Annotated in this window: 9 protein-coding genes and 1 tRNA gene; all 10 read left to right on the top strand. The window is 70.7% G+C overall.

Annotation, left to right across the window (positions count from 1 at the left end):
- Positions 1–152 precede the first annotated feature (152 nt).
- The 10 genes from AB0O67_RS16140 (at position 153) to AB0O67_RS16095 (ending at position 18,106) form a co-directional block, all read left to right on the top strand.
- Positions 153–2,567 carry a sodium-translocating pyrophosphatase gene (locus tag AB0O67_RS16140; protein WP_365450388.1) on the top strand — a complete coding sequence of 805 codons (2,415 nt, stop codon included), beginning with the start codon at positions 153–155 and terminating at the stop codon, positions 2,565–2,567.
- Positions 2,568–2,758: 191 nt separating this feature from the next.
- Positions 2,759–3,349: a small secreted protein gene (locus tag AB0O67_RS16135; RefSeq protein ID WP_365450386.1), complete on the top strand. Its 591-nt coding sequence runs from the start codon at positions 2,759–2,761 to the stop codon at positions 3,347–3,349.
- A gap of 30 nt (positions 3,350–3,379) precedes the next feature.
- The gene (locus AB0O67_RS16130; RefSeq protein ID WP_365450384.1) at positions 3,380–4,909 is read left to right on the top strand and encodes a methyltransferase; all 1,530 of its coding nucleotides are present in this window, start codon (positions 3,380–3,382) and stop codon (positions 4,907–4,909) included.
- Positions 4,910–5,503: 594 nt separating this feature from the next.
- Positions 5,504–5,701 (top strand): hypothetical protein, encoded by a 198-nt coding sequence (locus tag AB0O67_RS16125; protein WP_365450382.1) that lies wholly within the window; start codon positions 5,504–5,506, stop codon positions 5,699–5,701.
- Between the two features lie 266 nt (positions 5,702–5,967).
- Positions 5,968–8,790, top strand: a complete 2,823-nt coding sequence (gene topA / locus AB0O67_RS16120) for a type I DNA topoisomerase (RefSeq protein ID WP_365450379.1) — start codon at positions 5,968–5,970, stop codon at positions 8,788–8,790.
- Between the two features lie 172 nt (positions 8,791–8,962).
- Entirely contained in the window at positions 8,963–12,196 is a 3,234-nt protein-coding gene (gene tmk / locus AB0O67_RS16115; protein WP_365450377.1) for a dTMP kinase, read from the top strand.
- A 109-nt stretch (positions 12,197–12,305) separates the two neighbouring features.
- Positions 12,306–13,511 (top strand): DNA polymerase III subunit delta', encoded by a 1,206-nt coding sequence (locus tag AB0O67_RS16110; RefSeq protein ID WP_365450374.1) that lies wholly within the window; start codon positions 12,306–12,308, stop codon positions 13,509–13,511.
- A gap of 167 nt (positions 13,512–13,678) precedes the next feature.
- On the top strand, positions 13,679–15,286 hold the full coding sequence (locus AB0O67_RS16105) for an alpha/beta hydrolase (protein ID WP_365450371.1): 1,608 nt from the start codon (positions 13,679–13,681) through the stop codon (positions 15,284–15,286).
- A 107-nt stretch (positions 15,287–15,393) separates the two neighbouring features.
- Positions 15,394–15,467: transfer RNA gene (locus AB0O67_RS16100), tRNA-Thr, on the top strand.
- A gap of 1,760 nt (positions 15,468–17,227) precedes the next feature.
- Positions 17,228–18,106 carry a RimK family alpha-L-glutamate ligase gene (locus AB0O67_RS16095; protein WP_365450369.1) on the top strand — a complete coding sequence of 293 codons (879 nt, stop codon included), beginning with the start codon at positions 17,228–17,230 and terminating at the stop codon, positions 18,104–18,106.
- The last annotated feature ends 232 nt before the right edge of the window (positions 18,107–18,338 follow it).

The raw sequence follows: 18,338 nt of genomic DNA, 5'->3' as shown, positions 1-18,338 counted from the left end.
GGCATTACCACTTTCGAGTTCGCGACCTTCCTGCGATCATTTGCGGTGAGCACGGGACGACTAATTCCGCTTGCCGCGCCCTGTTTTGATCAGGAGCGGCTCCCTACAATCCGTCCACATCTTGAGCTCAGCCCAAGCGTCAAGGAGGACGAATGGCGGGGCTTTCTACCCCTCATCGGTTGGACCATCTGGACCACTCCACAACCTTCGCAGCCGCAGTGCTGACCGACGGCAACCGCGTCATGGTGATGGTCATCGCGGCCGTCGCCCTGGCCGCCCTGGTCGTCGCCGGCGTGCTGTTGCGTCAGGTGCTCGCGGCAGGCGAGGGCACCGACAGCATGAAGGAGATCGCGGCGGCCGTGCAGGAAGGCGCCAACGCCTATCTGGCCCGGCAGTTGCGCACGCTCGGCGTATTCGCCGTCGTCGTGTTCTTCCTGCTCATGCTGCTGCCCGCGGACGACTGGAATCAGCGCGCCGGAAGATCGGTGTTCTTCTTGATCGGCGCGGGGTTCTCGGCGGCCACCGGCTATATCGGCATGTGGCTCGCCGTGCGCAGCAATGTCCGGGTCGCCGCGGCCGCCCGGGAAGCGACTCCGGCGCAGGGTGAGCCGGAAAAGGATCTCACCCTCGTCTCCCACAAAGCCATGAAGATCGCTTTCCGTACGGGCGGCGTCGTCGGCATGTTCACGGTGGGCCTCGGTCTGCTGGGCGCCTCCTGCGTGGTGCTGGTCTACACGGCCGACGCGCCGAAGGTGCTGGAGGGATTCGGCCTCGGGGCCGCCCTCATCGCGATGTTCATGAGGGTGGGCGGTGGCATCTTCACCAAGGCCGCCGACGTCGGCGCCGACCTGGTCGGCAAGGTCGAGCAGGGCATTCCGGAGGACGATCCGCGCAATGCCGCGACCATCGCCGACAACGTGGGCGACAACGTCGGCGACTGCGCGGGCATGGCGGCCGACCTGTTCGAGTCGTACGCCGTGACCCTGGTCGCCGCGCTGATCCTGGGCACGGCGGCCTTCGGCGACTTCGGGCTGGCGTTCCCGCTGCTGGTCCCGGCGATCGGTGTGATCACCGCGATGATCGGCATCTTCGCCGTGGCCCCGCGGCGCGCCGACCGCAGCGGGATGAGCGCGATCAACCGTGGGTTCTTCATCTCCGCGGTGATCTCCCTCGCCCTGGTGGCGATCGCCGCCTTCGTCTACCTGCCCTCGTCCTACGCCGAGCTCGACGGCGTCACCGATGCCGCGATCCTGGCCAAGGGCGGCGACCCGCGGATTTTCGCGCTCGTCGCGGTGGCCATCGGTATCCTGCTCGCCGCCGTGATCCAGCAGCTCACCGGCTACTTCACGGAGACCAACCGGCGCCCGGTGCGGGACATCGGGAAGTCCTCGCTCACCGGCCCCGCCACCGTCGTCCTCGCCGGTATCTCCGTCGGCCTCGAATCGGCCGTCTACACCGCCCTGTTGATCGGCCTCAGCGTCTACGGGGCCTTCCTGCTCGGCGGTACGTCGATCATGCTCGCCCTGTTCGCGGTCGCGCTGGCCGGTACGGGGCTGCTGACCACGGTCGGTGTGATCGTCGCCATGGACACCTTCGGGCCGGTCTCCGACAACGCGCAGGGCATCGCCGAGATGTCCGGCGACGTGGAGGGCGCGGGTGCGCAGGTGCTCACCAACCTGGACGCCGTCGGCAACACCACCAAGGCCATCACCAAGGGCATCGCCATCGCCACCGCCGTCCTCGCGGCCGCGGCGCTCTTCGGGTCGTACCGGGACGCGATCACCATCGGCGCGCGGGACGTCGGCGAGAAGCTCAGCGGTGAGGGCGCGCCGATGACCCTGGCGATGGACATCTCGCAGCCCAACAACCTCGTCGGCCTCATCGCGGGCGCGGCGGTCGTCTTCCTCTTCTCCGGACTGGCGATCAACGCGGTCTCACGGTCGGCGGGTTCGGTGGTGTACGAGGTACGGCGGCAGTTCCGCGAGCGGCCCGGGATCATGAACTACACAGAGAAACCGGAGTACGGGAAAGTCGTCGACATCTGTACGAGGGACGCGCTACGGGAGCTGGCCACGCCAGGTCTGCTCGCGGTGATGGCGCCGATCTTCATCGGGTTCACGCTCGGCGTCGGCGCGCTCGGCGCGTATCTGGCGGGCGCGATCGGGACCGGCACCCTCATGGCGGTGTTCCTCGCCAACTCCGGCGGTGCCTGGGACAACGCCAAGAAGCTCGTGGAGGACGGTCACCACGGCGGCAAGGGCAGCGAGGCCCACGCCGCGACGGTGATCGGCGACACGGTCGGTGACCCCTTCAAGGACACCGCCGGCCCGGCGATCAACCCGCTGCTGAAGGTGATGAACCTGGTCGCGCTGCTCATCGCGCCCGCGGTGATCAAGTTCAGCTACGGGGACGACGCGAGCCTCGGCATACGGATCCTGATCGCCGTACTGTCCCTGGTCGTGATCGTCGTGGCGGTGTACGTCTCCAAGCGGCGCGGCATCGCCATGGGCGATGACGACGACGCCGAGCCGACGGCCAAGTCGGCTGATCCGGCGGTGGTTTCGTAGCTCGTCGCATCCGGCTCGACCCAAGGGGCGGGCGGGCGGCGCGTATTGACGCGTCGCCCGCCCGCCCCGTTGTGCGCGCCCGCGCCGTGAGCCTTCTCTCCCTTGGTGCAAATGGTTGCAATAAGGTGAATATAGGACCTAGGTCATGCGTTTGCTGTGCGCTTGGCGTGTATGTTCCGGGGCCGAGAGCCATGGAAGGGGCCAAACCGGTGAACAAGAAGCTCGCGGCCGCACTGTCCGGCGGTGCGGTACTGGTGCTGGCGCTGTCGGGATGCAGCAGCGACGACGGCAACGAGAAGCTGGACGCGTGGGCCAAGCAGGTCTGTGACGACCTGCAGCCGCAGGCCAAGAAGATCGCGGCCGCCAACTCCGCGATCCAGAAGGAGACCTCGGACAACAGCACGCCGGAAGAGGTCCAGAAGACCGACGCGGCGGCCTTCCAGGACATGTCCGACGCCTACAAGGCGATCGGCGCCGCCGTGAGCAAGGCCGGCGCGCCCGACGTCGAGAACGGCGACAAGAAGCAGCAGGACGCGGTCAAGGAGCTCAACACCATCTCCTCGTCCTACGCCTCCCTGCGCAAGCAGGTCGACGACCTCGACACGAAGGACCAGGCGAAGTTCGCCGACGGTCTCAAGGAGATCGCCACGGAACTGGACAAGCTCAGCCAGAGCGGCAACGACGCGCTGACGACCCTGGAGGAGGGTGAGGTCGGCCAGGCGATGGCCAAGCAGGACACCTGCAAGAGCGCGTCGTCCACGCCGTCGGCCACCCAGGGCTGACGTTCGCGGCGGCCGTGCCGCACGGTCACAATGGGGGGCGTGAGCAACGCCAGCCTCTCCGCCCTGCCCGCCACCGACCGCCCCGACGTCACCGCGCGACTGCGGGAGGCCCTCCTGGGGGCCGCCTTCACCGCCGACGGACTGCTCGAACTGCTCGGCGCGCCCGCCTACGCGGCGCTGGCGCGCAGTGAGGTCGTCCCCGCGCTCCGGGCGACGCGCGGGGACACACCGCTGGAGGTGCTCGTACGGCTGTTCCTCCTGCAGCAGCCCGTGCCGTACGCGCGCGTGGAGGGCGTTCTGCCCGTCGACGCGTGCCTGGAGAGCGGGTGGCTGACGCGTGTCGGCGGTGCCGAGGTCGCCGCGGCCGTGGACGTCCGGCCCTACGGCGGGCTCGACGGCGAGGACTGGTTCATCGTGTCCGACCTGGGCTGCGCGGTCGGTGGCGCCGGTGGCATCGGAAGCCGGGACGAAGGCGTCGTGCTGGGCGTCGGCGGCGCGTCGACGACGCTGGCCGGGATCACGGTCCGTACGCCCGTCTCCGCGGCCCTCGACCTCGGCACCGGGTCAGGCATCCAGGCGCTGCACGCCGCACAGCACGCCACACGCGTGACGGCGACCGACGTCAACCCGCGCGCGCTGCACATCACCGCGCTCACCCTCGCGCTGTCCGGCGCACCGGCCGCGGAACTGCGCGAGGGCTCGCTCTTCGCGCCGCTCGCGGACGACGCGACGTTCGACCTGATCGTGTCGAACCCGCCCTTCGTGATCTCCCCCGGCGCCCGGCTGACCTATCGCGACGGCGGTATGGGCGGGGACGATCTGTGCCGCACGCTCGTTCAGCGAGCGGGGGAGCGGCTGAACGAGGGCGGCTTCGCGCAGTTCCTCGCCAACTGGCAGCACGTCGAGGGGGAGGACTGGCAGGAGCGGCTGAGGTCCTGGGTGCCGCGTGGCTGCGACGCGTGGATCGTGCAGCGGGAGGTGCAGGACGTCACGCAGTACGCCGAGCTGTGGCTGCGCGACGCGGGCGACCACCGGGGCGACGTGGCCGAGTACCAGGCGCGGTACGACGCCTGGCTGGACGAGTTCGAGGCGCGCAAGGTGCGGGCGGTCGGGTTCGGGTGGATCACCCTGCGCAAGCGGGGGGCGGCGGTGCCCTCGATCACCGTGGAGGAGTGGCCGCATCCGGTCGAGCAGCCGCTCGGCGAGACGGTCCGGGCGCACTTCGAGCGGCTCGACTATCTGCGGTCGCGGGACGACGCGGCTCTGCTGGAGGAGCGCTTCCGGCTGGCCGTCGAGGTGGTGCAGGAGCAGGTCGGGCTGCCCGGGGCGGAGGACCCGGAGCATCTCGTGCTGCGGCAGAACCGCGGGATGCGGCGCGCCACCACGGTGGACACGGTGGGCGCCGGGTTCGCCGGCGTGTGCGACGGGTCGCTGACCGCGGGGCGGATCCTGGACGCCATCGCCCAACTGGTCGGTGAGGATCCGGTGTTGCTGCGGGACCGGACACCGGCGCAGATTCGGTTGCTGGTGGAGCAGGGGTTCCTGGAGCCCGCGGGGTGAGGTGAGGCCGTAGCGCGCGGGTGGGGCCGGAGCCCGTGGTGTGAGGCCGGGCGCGCGGGGGGCGGGGTGTGTCGCGCCGGAGTGGTGGCTGATGTGGGGGCCTGTACGCCGGAGCGGACGCCGGGAAGAGGCGCGGTACGCCAGGGGAGGCGCCCGTGGAGGGGGCACGCGCTGGGGTGCGGGGCGCTGAGACGGGGTCGCGCGCCGGTTTGCTCGGAAGAGACGCCGATCAGGACAGGACGTCGGCGAGCTCGCGCGCCGCGCCGTCGATCTTCGGACGGACGTACCGGAATCCCGGTACCGCTGCCGCCCGCGCAGGATGTGAAACCGGCCAACCATGGAACGAGAGCCGGCGGGGATCATGCGGCGAGGTCACCCTGATCATGGCCGGGGACCGTCCGAGGAAGCGGCGGCCGAAAACCGTTGAAAAAACTTTCGTAGGCCGTGACGTGATGAAGTCAGGCCTGGCCGAAAGTGGACGCACGGCCCCGTCGACCCCCCCGTTCACGTCAGGTTCGCCTGGACGCAGCCCGTGCGTGTCAACCTCCCGGGAATTGAACACCCGCCGACGGGAAAAAAGGGGCACGCGGAGCCATGGAGAGTGGACCGGCGATCTTCGCGGGATTGGTGTTCGCCCTGTTCGGAGGCGGCCTGCTGGTGTGGACGGCGACTCGGGTGCGCCGTCGCGAGCGGGTCGCCCACGGTGTGAACCCCGTCGCATCGGCGACCCTCGCGACCGTCGCCGCGGTGATCGCGCTGACCCTCGGAGCGTGGTGCTTCACCCAGCTCTGACAGCCCGCGAGGCGTTCCACCTGGGGTAATCGGTAGGACACGCTCCGGATGGAACCGGTCGGCTCGGCGGACACTCCGGGCGGCAGGAATGGCGGTAGTCGGGTTACCGTTCGAGTGGCCGTTGCGGGCTTTTCCCGTTTGACACGGGGGCGGGATGTACCGTCACACTCCGCAGCGTCACCAGCGAGTGAGCCATGAAAGGTGCCCTGACCCCGGGAGTGCAAGGCCTGGGGAGGCCCCAGCGTCGACCGGAGAGAAGAGCGAAGTTGTCCCCGACCAGCGAGACCGCACAGGGCGGCCGCCGACTCGTCATCGTCGAGTCGCCTGCCAAGGCGAAGACGATCAAGGGCTACCTCGGCCCCGGCTACGTCGTCGAAGCGAGCGTCGGGCACATCCGCGACCTCCCCAACGGCGCGGCGGAGGTGCCGGAGAAGTACACCGGCGAGGTCCGCCGCCTAGGCGTGGACGTCGAGCACGACTTCCAGCCCATTTATGTGATCAACGCCGACAAGAAGGCGCAGGTCAAGAAGCTCAAGGATCTGCTGAAGGATTCCGACGAGCTCTTCCTCGCCACAGATGAGGACCGGGAGGGCGAGGCGATCGCCTGGCACCTCCAGGAAGTCCTCAAGCCCAAGGTCCCGGTCAAGCGGATGGTCTTCCACGAGATCACCAAGGCCGCGATCCAGGCCGCCGTGGCCAACCCGCGCCAGCTCAACCAGAAGCTCGTCGACGCCCAGGAGACCCGCCGCATCCTCGACCGCCTCTACGGCTACGAGGTCTCGCCGGTGCTGTGGAAGAAGGTCATGCCGAGGCTGTCGGCGGGCCGCGTCCAGTCGGTGGCCACCCGGCTCGTGGTCGAGCGGGAACGCGAGCGCATCGCGTTTCGTTCGGCTGAGTACTGGGACCTGACGGGCACCTTCGCGACCGGCCGCGCGGGAGATTCGTCGGACCCGTCGTCGCTGGTCGCCCGCCTCCAGACCGTCGACGGCAGGCGGGTCGCGCAGGGCCGCGACTTCGACTCCCTGGGACAACTGAAGAGCGCGAACACCCTCCACCTCGACGAGGCGAACGCCCGCGCCCTCGCCGCCGCCCTGGAGGACACCCGGTTCTCCGTCCGCTCGGTCGAGTCCAAGCCCTACCGTCGCTCGCCGTACGCCCCGTTCCGTACGACGACGCTCCAGCAGGAGGCCAGCCGCAAGCTCGGCTTCGGCGCGAAGGCGACCATGCAGGTCGCGCAGAAGCTGTACGAGAACGGCTACATCACGTACATGCGTACGGACTCCACGACCCTGAGCGACACGGCGGTGTCCGCCGCCCGTGCCCAGGTGACGCAGCTGTACGGCGCCGGCTACCTGCCGGACCGGCCGCGGACGTACGCCGGCAAGGTCAAGAACGCGCAGGAGGCGCACGAGGCGATCCGGCCCTCGGGTGATCGTTTCCGCACGCCCGCCGAGACGGGCCTGACCGGCGACCAGTTCAAGCTCTACGAGCTGATCTGGAAGCGGACGGTCGCCTCCCAGATGAAGGACGCGACCGGGAACAGCGTGACGGTGAAGATCGCCGGCACCGCCGCCGACGGCCGGGACGTCGAGTTCAGCGCGTCCGGCAAGACGATCACGTTCCACGGCTTCCTGAAGGCCTACGTCGAGGGCGCCGACGACCCGAACGCAGAGCTGGACGACCGCGAGCGCCGGCTCCCGCAGGTGGGCGAGGGCGACCCGCTGTCGGCCGAGGAGATCACGGTCGACGGCCACGCCACCAAGCCGCCGGCCCGCTACACCGAGGCCTCGCTGGTCAAGGAGCTGGAAGAGCGCGAGATCGGCCGCCCGTCGACGTACGCGTCGATCATCGGCACGATCCTCGACCGCGGCTATGTGTTCAAGAAGGGCACGGCGCTCGTCCCCTCCTTCCTTAGCTTCGCCGTGGTCAACCTGCTGGAGAAGCACTTCGGCCGGCTCGTCGACTACGACTTCACCGCCAGGATGGAGGACGACCTCGACCGCATCGCGCGCGGTGAGGCACAGGCGGTGCCGTGGCTGAAGCGGTTCTACTTCGGCGAGGGCACCGTCGCGGCCGTCGCCGCGGACGCCGGCAACGGCGACGGGGACCACCTCGGTGGCCTCAAGGAACTGGTGACCGACCTGGGCGCGATCGACGCGCGCGAGGTCTCGTCGTTCCCCGTGGGCGGCGGCATCGTGCTCCGCGTCGGGCGCTACGGCCCGTACATCGAGCGTGGCGAGAAGGACACCGAGCAGCACCAGCGCGCCGACATCCCGGCCGACCTGGCGCCGGACGAGCTGTCCGTCGAGCTCGCGGAGGAACTGCTCGCCAAGCCGAGCGGCGACTTCGAGCTGGGCACCGACCCGTCCACCGGCCACACGATCGTCGCCAAGGACGGCCGCTACGGCCCCTACGTCACCGAGGTCCTGCCCGAGGGCACTCCGAAGACCGGAAAGAACGCCGTGAAGCCGCGGACGGCCTCGCTGTTCAAGTCGATGGCGCTGGACACGGTGACGCTGGAGGACGCCCTCAAGCTGATGTCGCTGCCGCGTGTCGTCGGCAAGGACGCGGAGGGCGTCGAGATCACCGCGCAGAACGGACGCTACGGGCCGTATCTGAAGAAGGGGACGGACTCGCGGTCGCTGCAGACCGAGGACCAGCTTTTCACGATCACGCTGGAGGAGGCCAACGCGATCTACGCCCAGCCGAAGCAGCGTGGCCGCGCCGCCGCCAAGCCGCCGCTGAAGGAGCTGGGTGACGACCCGGTCAGCGCCAAGCCGGTGGTCGTCAAGGACGGTCGCTTCGGTCCGTATGTCACGGACGGCGAGACCAACGCGACCCTGCGGTCCGGTGACAGCGTCGAGACGATCACGCCGGAGCGCGGCTTCGAACTGCTCGCCGAGAAGCGCGCGAAGGGCCCCGTCAAGAAGACGGCGAAGAAGGCCCCCGCCAAGAAGGCTCCGGCGAAGAAGGCCACGGCGGCGAAGAAGACGGCCGCCAAGAAGACCACGGCGGCGAAGAAGACGACGACCGCGAAGAAGACGGCCGCGAAGAAGGCGACCGCCTCCAAGACGACGTCGGAGGAGTGAGCGGGCGGGGTCCGGCGCTTCGAGCGGCCGGACGAACCCGCCTCGGCCGGCAACGGCCCTTCCTTCACGCAACGTTCGCGAGACGCACGCCCCGGCACCACATCGGTGCCGGGGTGTGCGGACGTTCGGGCGGGCGCACTGGAGTGTCGGTCCGGCCCGATAGGCTGAAAGCATGACGCGAGCCGAGCAGCCAACGGCCCATCACCCGGCCCCCGACGACGCCCTGGTCGCGGACTCCCGCGAGCGTGCCGTGCGCGCGCTGTTGCGCCGGCCACAGCTGAAGAGGCTGTGGAGCGCACAGCTCGTCAGCGGCATCGGCGACATGCTGGCGCTTCTGGTGCTGGTCCTCCTCGTCCTCCAGGCGGCGATCGCCGAGGGGTCGTTCGGTGGCGGGTACCGGGGCGTGGCGTTCGCCGTGGCGGCGGTCTTCGGGGTGCGCGTCCTCGCGACGCTGCTCTTCGGTGCCGTACTCCTCGGGCCGCTCTGCGCGCTCACCTCGCAGGACGGCCCGCTCGACCGCCGCTGGACCATGGTCGGCGCGGACGGTCTGCGGGTCGCGCTGCTGATCATCGCGCCGCTGTGGATCGACTGGACGCCGAACGACGCGCTCGCCCTGCTGCTGGTGACCGTGTTCGTCACGGGTGTCGCCGAGCGGTTCTGGACGGTGTGCCGCGAGAGTGCCGCGCCCGCGCTGCTGCCCGCGCCACCGCCGGAGGGCGCGACGGTACGGCCGCTGCCGGACCACATGGACGCGCTGCGCCGCCTGTCGCTGCGTACGGCCTTCGTGACCGTGCCCCTCGCGGCTGCCGCACTGATCGTCGCGGGATTGTTCAACAATCTGCTGGGTGCCGGGATCGACTGGTTCGGCCAGCACCAGGCAGCCCTCGCCTCGTACGTCGCGGCGGGCCTGTTCGCCGCGTCCCTGTCCGTGCTGACCTTCCTCGAAGTGCCCGGCACACGCACCCCGCGCGCGCGGTCCCCGCTGGAGGGGCTGCGCCGTCCCCGCACGGCCGAGGGCGGCGACAAGGGCCGCACGGGCGCGATGCCGCTGCTGGTGCTCGCCTGCGCGGCCGTCGCCGGCGCGGTGGCCGCCGTCGTCGCGGTGGCCGTGCTGCACGCCAAGGACCTGGGTGGCGGCCCGGTGACGTACGGGCTGCTGGTGGGCCTGCTCACCGGCGGTGTCGTCGTCGGTATCCGTACGGCGCCGAAGGTGCTCATGTCGCTGTCGCGGCGCCGGCTGCTGGCGCTGGCGATCGCTTTCACCGGCGTCGCGCTGCTGGCCGCCGGGCTCGTCCCGGACGTCGCCACCGTGCTGCTGATCGTCGCGCTGGCGGGTGCCGGCGCGGGTGTGGCCGCCAACACCGGGCACACGCTGCTCGACCAGGAGGCCGAGGACTTCCGGCGGGCACGCACGACCGAGCACCTGCACGCGATGGTGCGGGTCTTCGTGGCGCTCGGCGCGCTGATCGCGCCCCTGGTGGCGGCGCTGATCGGGCCGCACCGGCTGGAGAACGGCAAGTTCGTGTTCGCGCACGGCGGGGCGGCGTTCACGCTGATGCTGGTCGGCGCGCTGCTGCTGCCGGTGGCCGCGCTGGTGCTGGCCAAGCTCGACGACCGCTCCGGGGTGCCGCTGCGCCAGGACGTGCGCCACGCGCTGCTCGGCGGCGACGACCCGGAGCCGACGCCGGCCGCCACCGGGTTCTTCATCGCCCTGGAGGGCGGCGACGGCGCCGGCAAGTCGACCCAGGCCGAGGCGCTCGCCGAGTGGATCAGGGCCAAGGGCCACGAGGTCGTGCTGACCCGCGAGCCGGGGGCTACCCCAGTGGGCAAGCGACTGCGCTCGATCCTGCTGGACGTCTCCAGCGCCGGGCTCTCGCACCGCGCCGAGGCGCTGCTGTACGCGGCGGATCGTGCCGAGCACGTGGACACGGTGGTGCGGCCCGCCCTGGAGCGCGGCGCGGTCGTGATCTCCGACCGGTACATCGACTCCTCGGTGGCCTACCAGGGAGCGGGCCGCGACCTGTCCCCGACCGAGATCGCCCGCATCAACCGCTGGGCGACCCACGGTCTCGTCCCGCATCTGACCGTCCTGCTGGACGTCTCGCCGGAGGCCGCGCGCGAGCGGTTCACGGAGGCGCCCGACCGGCTGGAGTCGGAGCCGGCCGAGTTCCACGCGCGCGTGCGCTCCGGCTTCCTGACGCTGGCCGCGGCCGACGCCGGGCGGTATCTGGTGGTGGACGCCGGGCAGGAGCCCGAGGCGGTCACGACCGTGATCCGGCACCGGCTCGACCAGCTGCTGCCGCTGTCCGAGGCCGAGGTGAAGGCCCAGGAGGAGGCGCGCCGCAAGGCCGAGGAGGAGGCCCGCCGCAAGGCGGAGGAGGAGGCCGCCCGCAAGGCCGAGGAGGAGCGCCTGGAGCGGGAGCGCCAGGAGCAGCTCGCCCGGCTGCGCGCCGAGGAGGAGGAGCGCAAGCGGCGCGAGCTGGAGGAGGCGCAGCGACGCGAGGCCGAGCGGCAGGCGGAGGAGGCCCGGCAGCGGGCCGAGGAGGCGCGCCGCCGCGCCGAGGAGGAGCGGGTCCGGCTGCTCGTCGAGGAGCAGGCGCGCGCCGAGGAGGAGGCCCGCCGCAAGGCCGAGGAGGACCGGCGCCGGCAGCAGGCCGAGGAGGAGGCACGGCTGCGCGCCGAGGCCGAGGAGCGCCGCCTGGAGAAGCAGCGCAAGGCCGAGGAGGCGCTGCTGCGGGCCGAGGAGGCACGCCGGGCTGCCGAGGAGGCCGCGTCGGCGGCAGCGGCGGGTCCCCGGCCGGCGGCTCCCGTGACGCCCGTGGTGCCGACCGACGCGGCGACCGTGCCGACGCCGGTGGTGACGCCGACCAACGCTTCCGGCGGGCCCGTGGAGGACACGGCGGTACTGCGGCCGGTGCGGCCCGCGGCCGAGGAGCCGCAGGCACGGGCCGACGCCGGTCGGTCCGGGTCCGACGCCGAGGTGACGGCGGAGCTGCCGCAGCCGGGGACTACCCCGGGTGCGGCCGACGAGACGGCCGTGCTGCCGCCGGTCCGGCCGTCGGGTGCGGCCGACGAGACCGCCGTGTTGCCGCCCGTCGTGCCCGGTGCCGCCGACGAGACCGCGGTGCTGCCGCCCGTGCGGGGCGAGGATCCTGCCGACCGGGTGCCGCCGGGGTTCTTCCGGGACGAGCACCAGGGCACGGGACCTGACGGGACCGAGGACCGCACGCGGGAGCTGCCCCAGGTCGACGCCGACGGCAGGCCGCAGCCGCGGCCGCGTCCGGACTGGGCCGAGGAGACCCCGCTGGACGACCTGCCGTCGCTGGCGGACGAGCTGCTCGGGTCGCATGACGACGGGTACGACGACGAGCAGGACGGGCGTCGCGGGATGGGACGCGGGCGCTGACGCAGGCGGCCGGGCAGGGTCGGGGCAGCCGGGGCCGTCCGTCGTTGTCAGTGGTCGCCCGCACAATGGAGGGCGTACCGCGCAGTGTGACGGAAGGGCGGCGTGACCCATGAGCGTCTGGGACGACCTCGTCGGGCAGGAGAGGGTGAGCGAGCAGCTCACCGCCGCTGCCCGTGATGCCGACGCCCTGGTCACCGCCGCCACGGCCGGCACCCCGCCGCCCGAGGCGTCCAAGATGACGCACGCGTGGCTGTTCACCGGACCGCCCGGCGCGGGACGCATCCAGACCGCGCGGGCGTTCGCGGCGGCGCTGCAGTGCGTCAGCCCGGACCGGGCGCTGGGCGGCGCACCGGGGTGCGGGTTCTGCGACGGGTGCCATACGGCGCTGGTCGGCACGCACGCCGACGTCTCCACGGTCGTCGCGGTCGGCGCGCAGATCCTGGTCGACGACATGCGGGACACGGTCCGCAAGTCGTTCACCTCGCCGGCGAACGGCCGCTGGCAGGTCATCCTCGTCGAGGACGCCGAGCGGCTGAACGAGAAGTCCGCCAACGCCGTCCTCAAGGCCGTCGAGGAGCCCGCTCCGCGTACGGTCTGGCTGCTGTGCGCCCCCTCCATCGAGGACGTCCTGCCCACCATCCGCTCCCGCTGCCGCCACCTGAATCTGAGCACGCCCTCGGTCGACGCCATCGCGGACATGCTCGTACGCCGCGAGGGCGTCGAGCCCGCCGTGGCCGCCGCGGCCGCCCGCGCCACGCAGGGGCACGTCGACCGGGCCCGCCGCCTCGCCACCGACCCGGCGGCGCGGGAGCGCCGGGCGGCCGTGCTGAAGCTGCCGTTGCGCGTCGACGACGTCGGCGGCTGCCTGAGGGCGGCGCAGGAGCTGGTGGACGCGGCCGCGGAGGACGCCAAACAGCTCGCCGAGGAGGTCGACGGCAAGGAGACCGAGGAGCTGAAGGCGGCGCTGGGCGCGGTTCAGGGGGGCCGGATGCCGCGGGGTACGGCCGGCGTGATGAAGGACCTGGAGGACAAGCAGAAGCGTCGGCGCACCCGTACGCAGCGCGACAGTCTCGACCTCGCCCTCACCGACCTCACCGCCTTCTACCGGGACGTCCTCGCCCTCCAGCTCGGCTCCCGCGTCGCGCTCGCCAACACGGACGCCGAGGACGCGCTGGAGCGGCTCGCGCGAAGCAGCGCACCCGAATCCACACTGCGCCGCATCGAGGCGATCGCCGCGTGCCGGGACGCGCTCGACCGGAATGTGGCGCCGTTGCTCGCGGTGGAGGCGATGACCATGGCACTCAGGGCGGGTTGACCGGTCCCACCGGGCACAGCGGGTTGCGCCGGGCCACGGCTTCACACCCACGCTCGTCGTTGACGGTGTACCTCGTCCGTGGGACATCCGTGGGACAGCCTGCACTCGTCCGAGGCACAAGGCGCACGCAGGGCATTTAGAACATCGCGCAGCGTTACTCTCGCGGGATGCACACAAGGCGCACCCACCGCAGGTCCAGGACCGTGTTCAGCGTCAGGTCCCGCACCGGAGCCACCTTCCTCGCCCTCGCGGCACTGGTCGCATCCGCCTGCTCCTCCGGGAGCTCGACGAGTTCCGCCAGTTCGTCCGCGGCCCAGGCGGCGGCGCTCGCGGCGCTGCCGGAGGCGGCCTCCTCCGCGCTGGCGTCGTACTACGGGCAGAAGCCCGGCTGGCGTTCCTGCGGTGTCCCCGGCTTCGAGTGCGCCACGCTGCGGGTGCCGCTCGACTACGCCCGGACCGACGCCGGCGACGTGCGGCTCGCGGTGGCCCGGAAGAAGGCCGCGGGGCCGGGCAAGCGGCTGGGCTCGCTGCTGGTGAACCCGGGCGGGCCGGGCGGTTCGGCGGTCGGGTACCTCCAGTCGTACGCCGGGATCGGCTACCCGCAGGAGGTGCGTGCCCAGTACGACATGGTCGCGGTCGATCCACGCGGAGTCGCCCGCAGCGAGCCCGTCGAGTGCCTCGACGGGCGGGAGATGGACGCGTACACGCAGACCGACATCACGCCCGACGACGGGCGCGAGGTCGACGGGCTGGTGGCGGCGTACAAGGGCTTCGCCGAGGGGTGCGGGGCGGACGCGCCCGATCTGCTGCGGCATGTCTCGACGGTCGAGGCGGCCCGGGACATGGACATCGTGCGGGCGGCGCTGGGGGACCGGAAGCTGACGTACGTGGGGGCGTCGTACGGGACGTTGCTCGGCGCGACGTACGCCGGGCTCTTCCCGAAGCAGGTCGGGCGGCTGGTGCTGGACGGCGCGATGGACCCCACGCTGTCGGCCCGCAGGCTGAACCTGGACCAGACCGCCGGGTTCGAGACGGCGTTCAAGGCGTTCGCCAAGGATTGCGTACGGCATGCGGACTGCGCCCTCGGCGGGCGGGGGGCGAAGCCGGAGCAGGTCGGCCGGAACCTGAAGGCGTTCTTCGACAGGATCGACGCGAAGTCGCTGCCCACGGGTGACGGGGCCGGGCGCCGCCTCACCGAGTCCCTGGCCACCACCGGGGTGATCGCGGCGATGTACGACGAGGCGGCCTGGCCGCAGTTGCGCGAGGCGCTGACCGCGGCCGTGAAGAAGAACGACGGCGCGAGGCTGCTCGCCCTGTCCGACGGCTACTACGAGCGGGACGCCGACGGCCGCTACTCGAACCTGATGTACGCCAACGCCGCCGTGAACTGCCTGGACCTCCCTCCCTCCTTCGACACCCCGGACGACGTACGCAAGTCGCTGCCCGCGTTCGAGAAGGCGTCCCCGGTCTTCGGTGAGTCCCTCGGCTGGGCCGCCCTGAACTGCGCGTACTGGCCGGTCGCGCCCACGGGCGAGCCGCACCGCATCGAGGCGAGGGGCGCGGCGCCGATCGTCGTGGTCGGCACCACCCGCGACCCGGCGACGCCGTACCACTGGGCGCGCAGCCTGTCCCGCCAGCTCGCCTCCGGCCGCCTCCTCACCTACGACGGCGACGGCCACACCGCGTACGGGCGCGGCAGCGCGTGCGTCGACCGTACGATCAACGCGTACCTCCTCCGCGGCACGGCGCCCACGGACGGAAAGCGCTGCTCCTAGAGCCGCCCCCAGCCCCGGAGCCGCGCGCTCCGGGGCCGGTACGGAGCACCCCCGGAAACTGTGTAGACTTACCGACGTTGCTGATCGCACCATAGTGCGGACAGCGCGCCGCCTTAGCTCAGATGGCCAGAGCAACGCACTCGTAATGCGTAGGTCTCGGGTTCGAATCCCGAAGGCGGCTCCGTGGTGAGCCCCAGGTCAGGCCTCTGTCCTGGGGTTTCTCTTTCGTTGACCTTGAGATTCGGGTAAATCAGGCATCTGTGGTCTGTGCATCGCAATGCGCAGGTCGGGGGTGTGACCTCGGTGACGAGAATCCAGTTATAAGCCTCTGAACTGGTCTTTTGTGATTTCGTGTCGTGGGCTCCGCCTCGGATCGCGCGTCTCCGGTGGACATGCGGTGGACAGCCGTGCAGCAAGCGGGTGCAGTCCTGCCAGGGCGCGACGAGGACGGCTGTTCTCGTTGGTTTCCGACAGGAGTGGGGCAGTGCGCCCCTACGAGGCTGGGCAACTCGCTCCGGTGGATATGGACTCCAGCCCGAGCGTGTGGATGAGATCTGCGACGCCGTCAGCAAGATCATCCGAACCCGACCGCAGACCGTAGCCTTCGGCTTCACACCTCCGACCCAGCCGGTAGGTCAGGCCATCGTCGATGTCGCCGAGCGCACGGCCGACCAGCCAGCGCGGGAGCTCAGATCATCCCGTACGGCCGGCCCGCAGGGCTACCGCTTCAGCCGGACAACGGACTGGAACCGCCCGGCGGCCGCCGCGATCGTCCAGGCGGCCCCCCTTACGTCCACCGACCGGTGGACACCGTTTCGGAGCAGGACGAGGATGGAGCGGGGGATCCGGGTGGTGCCGCCGCGTCCACGCTGACCCGGCGCAGGGTTTCGGCGAGCCGGTTCAAGGCGTCGACCATGCCATGTGCCGGGCGCCGCGTTCGCGCGGTGAATTGCCGAACACCAAGGGGGAACCACAGGAGTTGTCGACTGCGACCAGGCGAAGGTCGCTCGTGTATCTGCGGCCCGCGGAGTCCCGTAGCCACAGCTGGTCGGCCGTCGGAAGCATCTCGGAGAGGGGGACGCGCTCGTCCGTGGTCCCCGGGGCGCGCGGTAGCGCCATCGCGAACAGCCCGACCAGAAAGGGATTGTCGAAGTCCAGGTATGCGGGCTTGGGCTCCTAGGGGACGCGCCAGAAGGCGTTGGCAGACGAAGAGGTGGGTCGCACGCTGGGCCAAGAACTCGCCCACAACCTCCAGCAGCGGTGTACCTGGCTGTCCGTCGGCACAGGCTCCGGCTCCACGGACCACGACGAGTCCCTCGGCCGAGGACCGCACGGCCAGTTCGTCGACGGGCACTGTACGCTCGGGCGGCGCCGAACGGGCGCCGCAGCGTTCTGCCGCGCTGCAGCTGGATCGTAGTCAAGGATCTTGCGTCAGCGGTCCTGAAAGTCCGCGACCACGGGAGCCTCGGCTCTGCTGCACTCTGTCTCCGGTATCAGCAGGGCCAGCAGATGGGACAGCGGGATGTTGGCCCTGCTGCCCGCCGAGTGCCGCGAAGAGACTTTCCATCACCTCGGTGCAGACGGTTCCGAGCTGTGGCATCAGCCAGCGGGCGCTGTCCAGCAGAAGCCCCAACGCGGCTCCCGTCTCCTGCGGGAAACGGGAGCCGAGCGTGACGTCGACGTCCCGACGTCGCTCTGCCGCGCTCGTACGGGACGGGCTGAACCGGGACACCTCTTCTGCGACAGCGCTAATGACGGGACAGACCCAGACCGCCGGGTAATCGGAGCTTGCAGCCGTACGGGGGTGGGTCAGCGGGGTGTGTCCTGGTGATTGAACTTGTTGCGGACGCTCGGGGGGTCGGTGTGCTCGTAGCTTCTTTTCCATGCGGCAGGTCGGTTGTGCCGTCCGGGGTTAGTCAGTGGTCCTAGTACGGAGGTCACGTGTCAGCGACACCAGAGCGCCCGGGTGGCTGCGGGATCGCGGTGCTTGCGAGCAGGGTCGGTGCGGACGAGAAGAGGCTGTTTGACGCATTCGACCGACGCGGGATCCGTTTCGAGCACGTGGATACGCGGCGTCAGTGGTTTGTGGCCGGTGGGCGTGGCTTGCCCTGGGGTCTCGCGTTGAACCGGGAGATCGGTCAGGTCCGCGCGGTGTACGCGGCCCGCTGTCTCACCGCGGCGGGAGTCGATGTGGTCAACAGTGCGGATGCGACCGAGGTGTGCGGTGACAAATGGCGTTCCACTGTGGCCTTGGAGGCGGCGGGGGTGGCGACACCGCGTACTGCGCTCGCTCTCACTCCGCAGGCCGCGCTGGCCGCTCTGGATTCGATCGGGTATCCGGCTCTGATCAAGCCGCTGGTCGGTTCGTGGGGCCGGCTGGTGGTTCGTCTGGCTGACCGGGCTGGTGCGGAGGGTGTACTTGAGTACGTTGCCGCGCTGCCTGGGCCGCAGTCTCATCTCGGGTATCTGCAGGAGCTGATCGACAAGCCCGGTCGGGACATCAGGGTGATTGTGGTCGGTGGTCAGGTGCTGGGGGCCGTGTACCGGACGGGTGAGTCCTTGCGTACGAACGTGGCGCTCGGTGGGCAGGCCCGGCCGTGCGAGGTGACTCCGGAGATCGGCAAGCTCTCTGTCGACGCGGCCGCTGCCGTCGGCGCTGATATCGCCGGTGTCGATCTGATCGAGGACCGGGATGGCCGGCTGCTGGTCCTGGAGGTCAATCACCGGGTCGAGTTCACCGGTTTCCAGTCCGCGCTTGCCGATCGGGTGGATGTGGCGGATTGCATCGTGGGCCATCTGCTGGATCGGGTGCGGCGATGAAGGGGGCTTTTACTTCGTCGGGGTATGTGACCGAGACGTGTGCGGCGGGGTTGCTTCGGGCGATGCTGGAGATTCCTTCTCCGTCGTATCAGGAGCGTGCGCTGGGTGATTATCTGGTCCGGGCGATGACGGATCTGGGTTTTCGGGCGCATATCGATGGTGTGGGCAATGCGGTGGGTGTGATCGGGCGTGGTGACGGTCCGACGCTGATGCTTCTTGGGCATATGGACAC

The organism is Streptomyces sp. NPDC086077, from assembly GCF_040686175.1.
GTDB lineage: Bacteria > Actinomycetota > Actinomycetes > Streptomycetales > Streptomycetaceae > Streptomyces.
This window is presented reverse-complemented; position numbering and strand designations above follow the sequence as displayed.

Bases quoted from the DNA above. Each gene is read 5' to 3' on its own strand.
- AB0O67_RS16140 (WP_365450388.1), top strand. From the start codon at position 153: ATGGCGGGGCTTTCTACCCCTCATCGGTTGGACCATCTGGACCACTCC.
- AB0O67_RS16135 (WP_365450386.1), top strand. From the start codon at position 2,759: ATGGAAGGGGCCAAACCGGTGAACAAGAAGCTCGCGGCCGCACTGTCC.
- AB0O67_RS16130 (WP_365450384.1), top strand. From the start codon at position 3,380: ATGGGGGGCGTGAGCAACGCCAGCCTCTCCGCCCTGCCCGCCACCGAC.
- AB0O67_RS16125 (WP_365450382.1), top strand. From the start codon at position 5,504: ATGGAGAGTGGACCGGCGATCTTCGCGGGATTGGTGTTCGCCCTGTTC.
- tmk (WP_365450377.1), top strand. From the start codon at position 8,963: ATGACGCGAGCCGAGCAGCCAACGGCCCATCACCCGGCCCCCGACGAC.
- AB0O67_RS16110 (WP_365450374.1), top strand. From the start codon at position 12,306: ATGAGCGTCTGGGACGACCTCGTCGGGCAGGAGAGGGTGAGCGAGCAG.
- AB0O67_RS16105 (WP_365450371.1), top strand. From the start codon at position 13,679: ATGCACACAAGGCGCACCCACCGCAGGTCCAGGACCGTGTTCAGCGTC.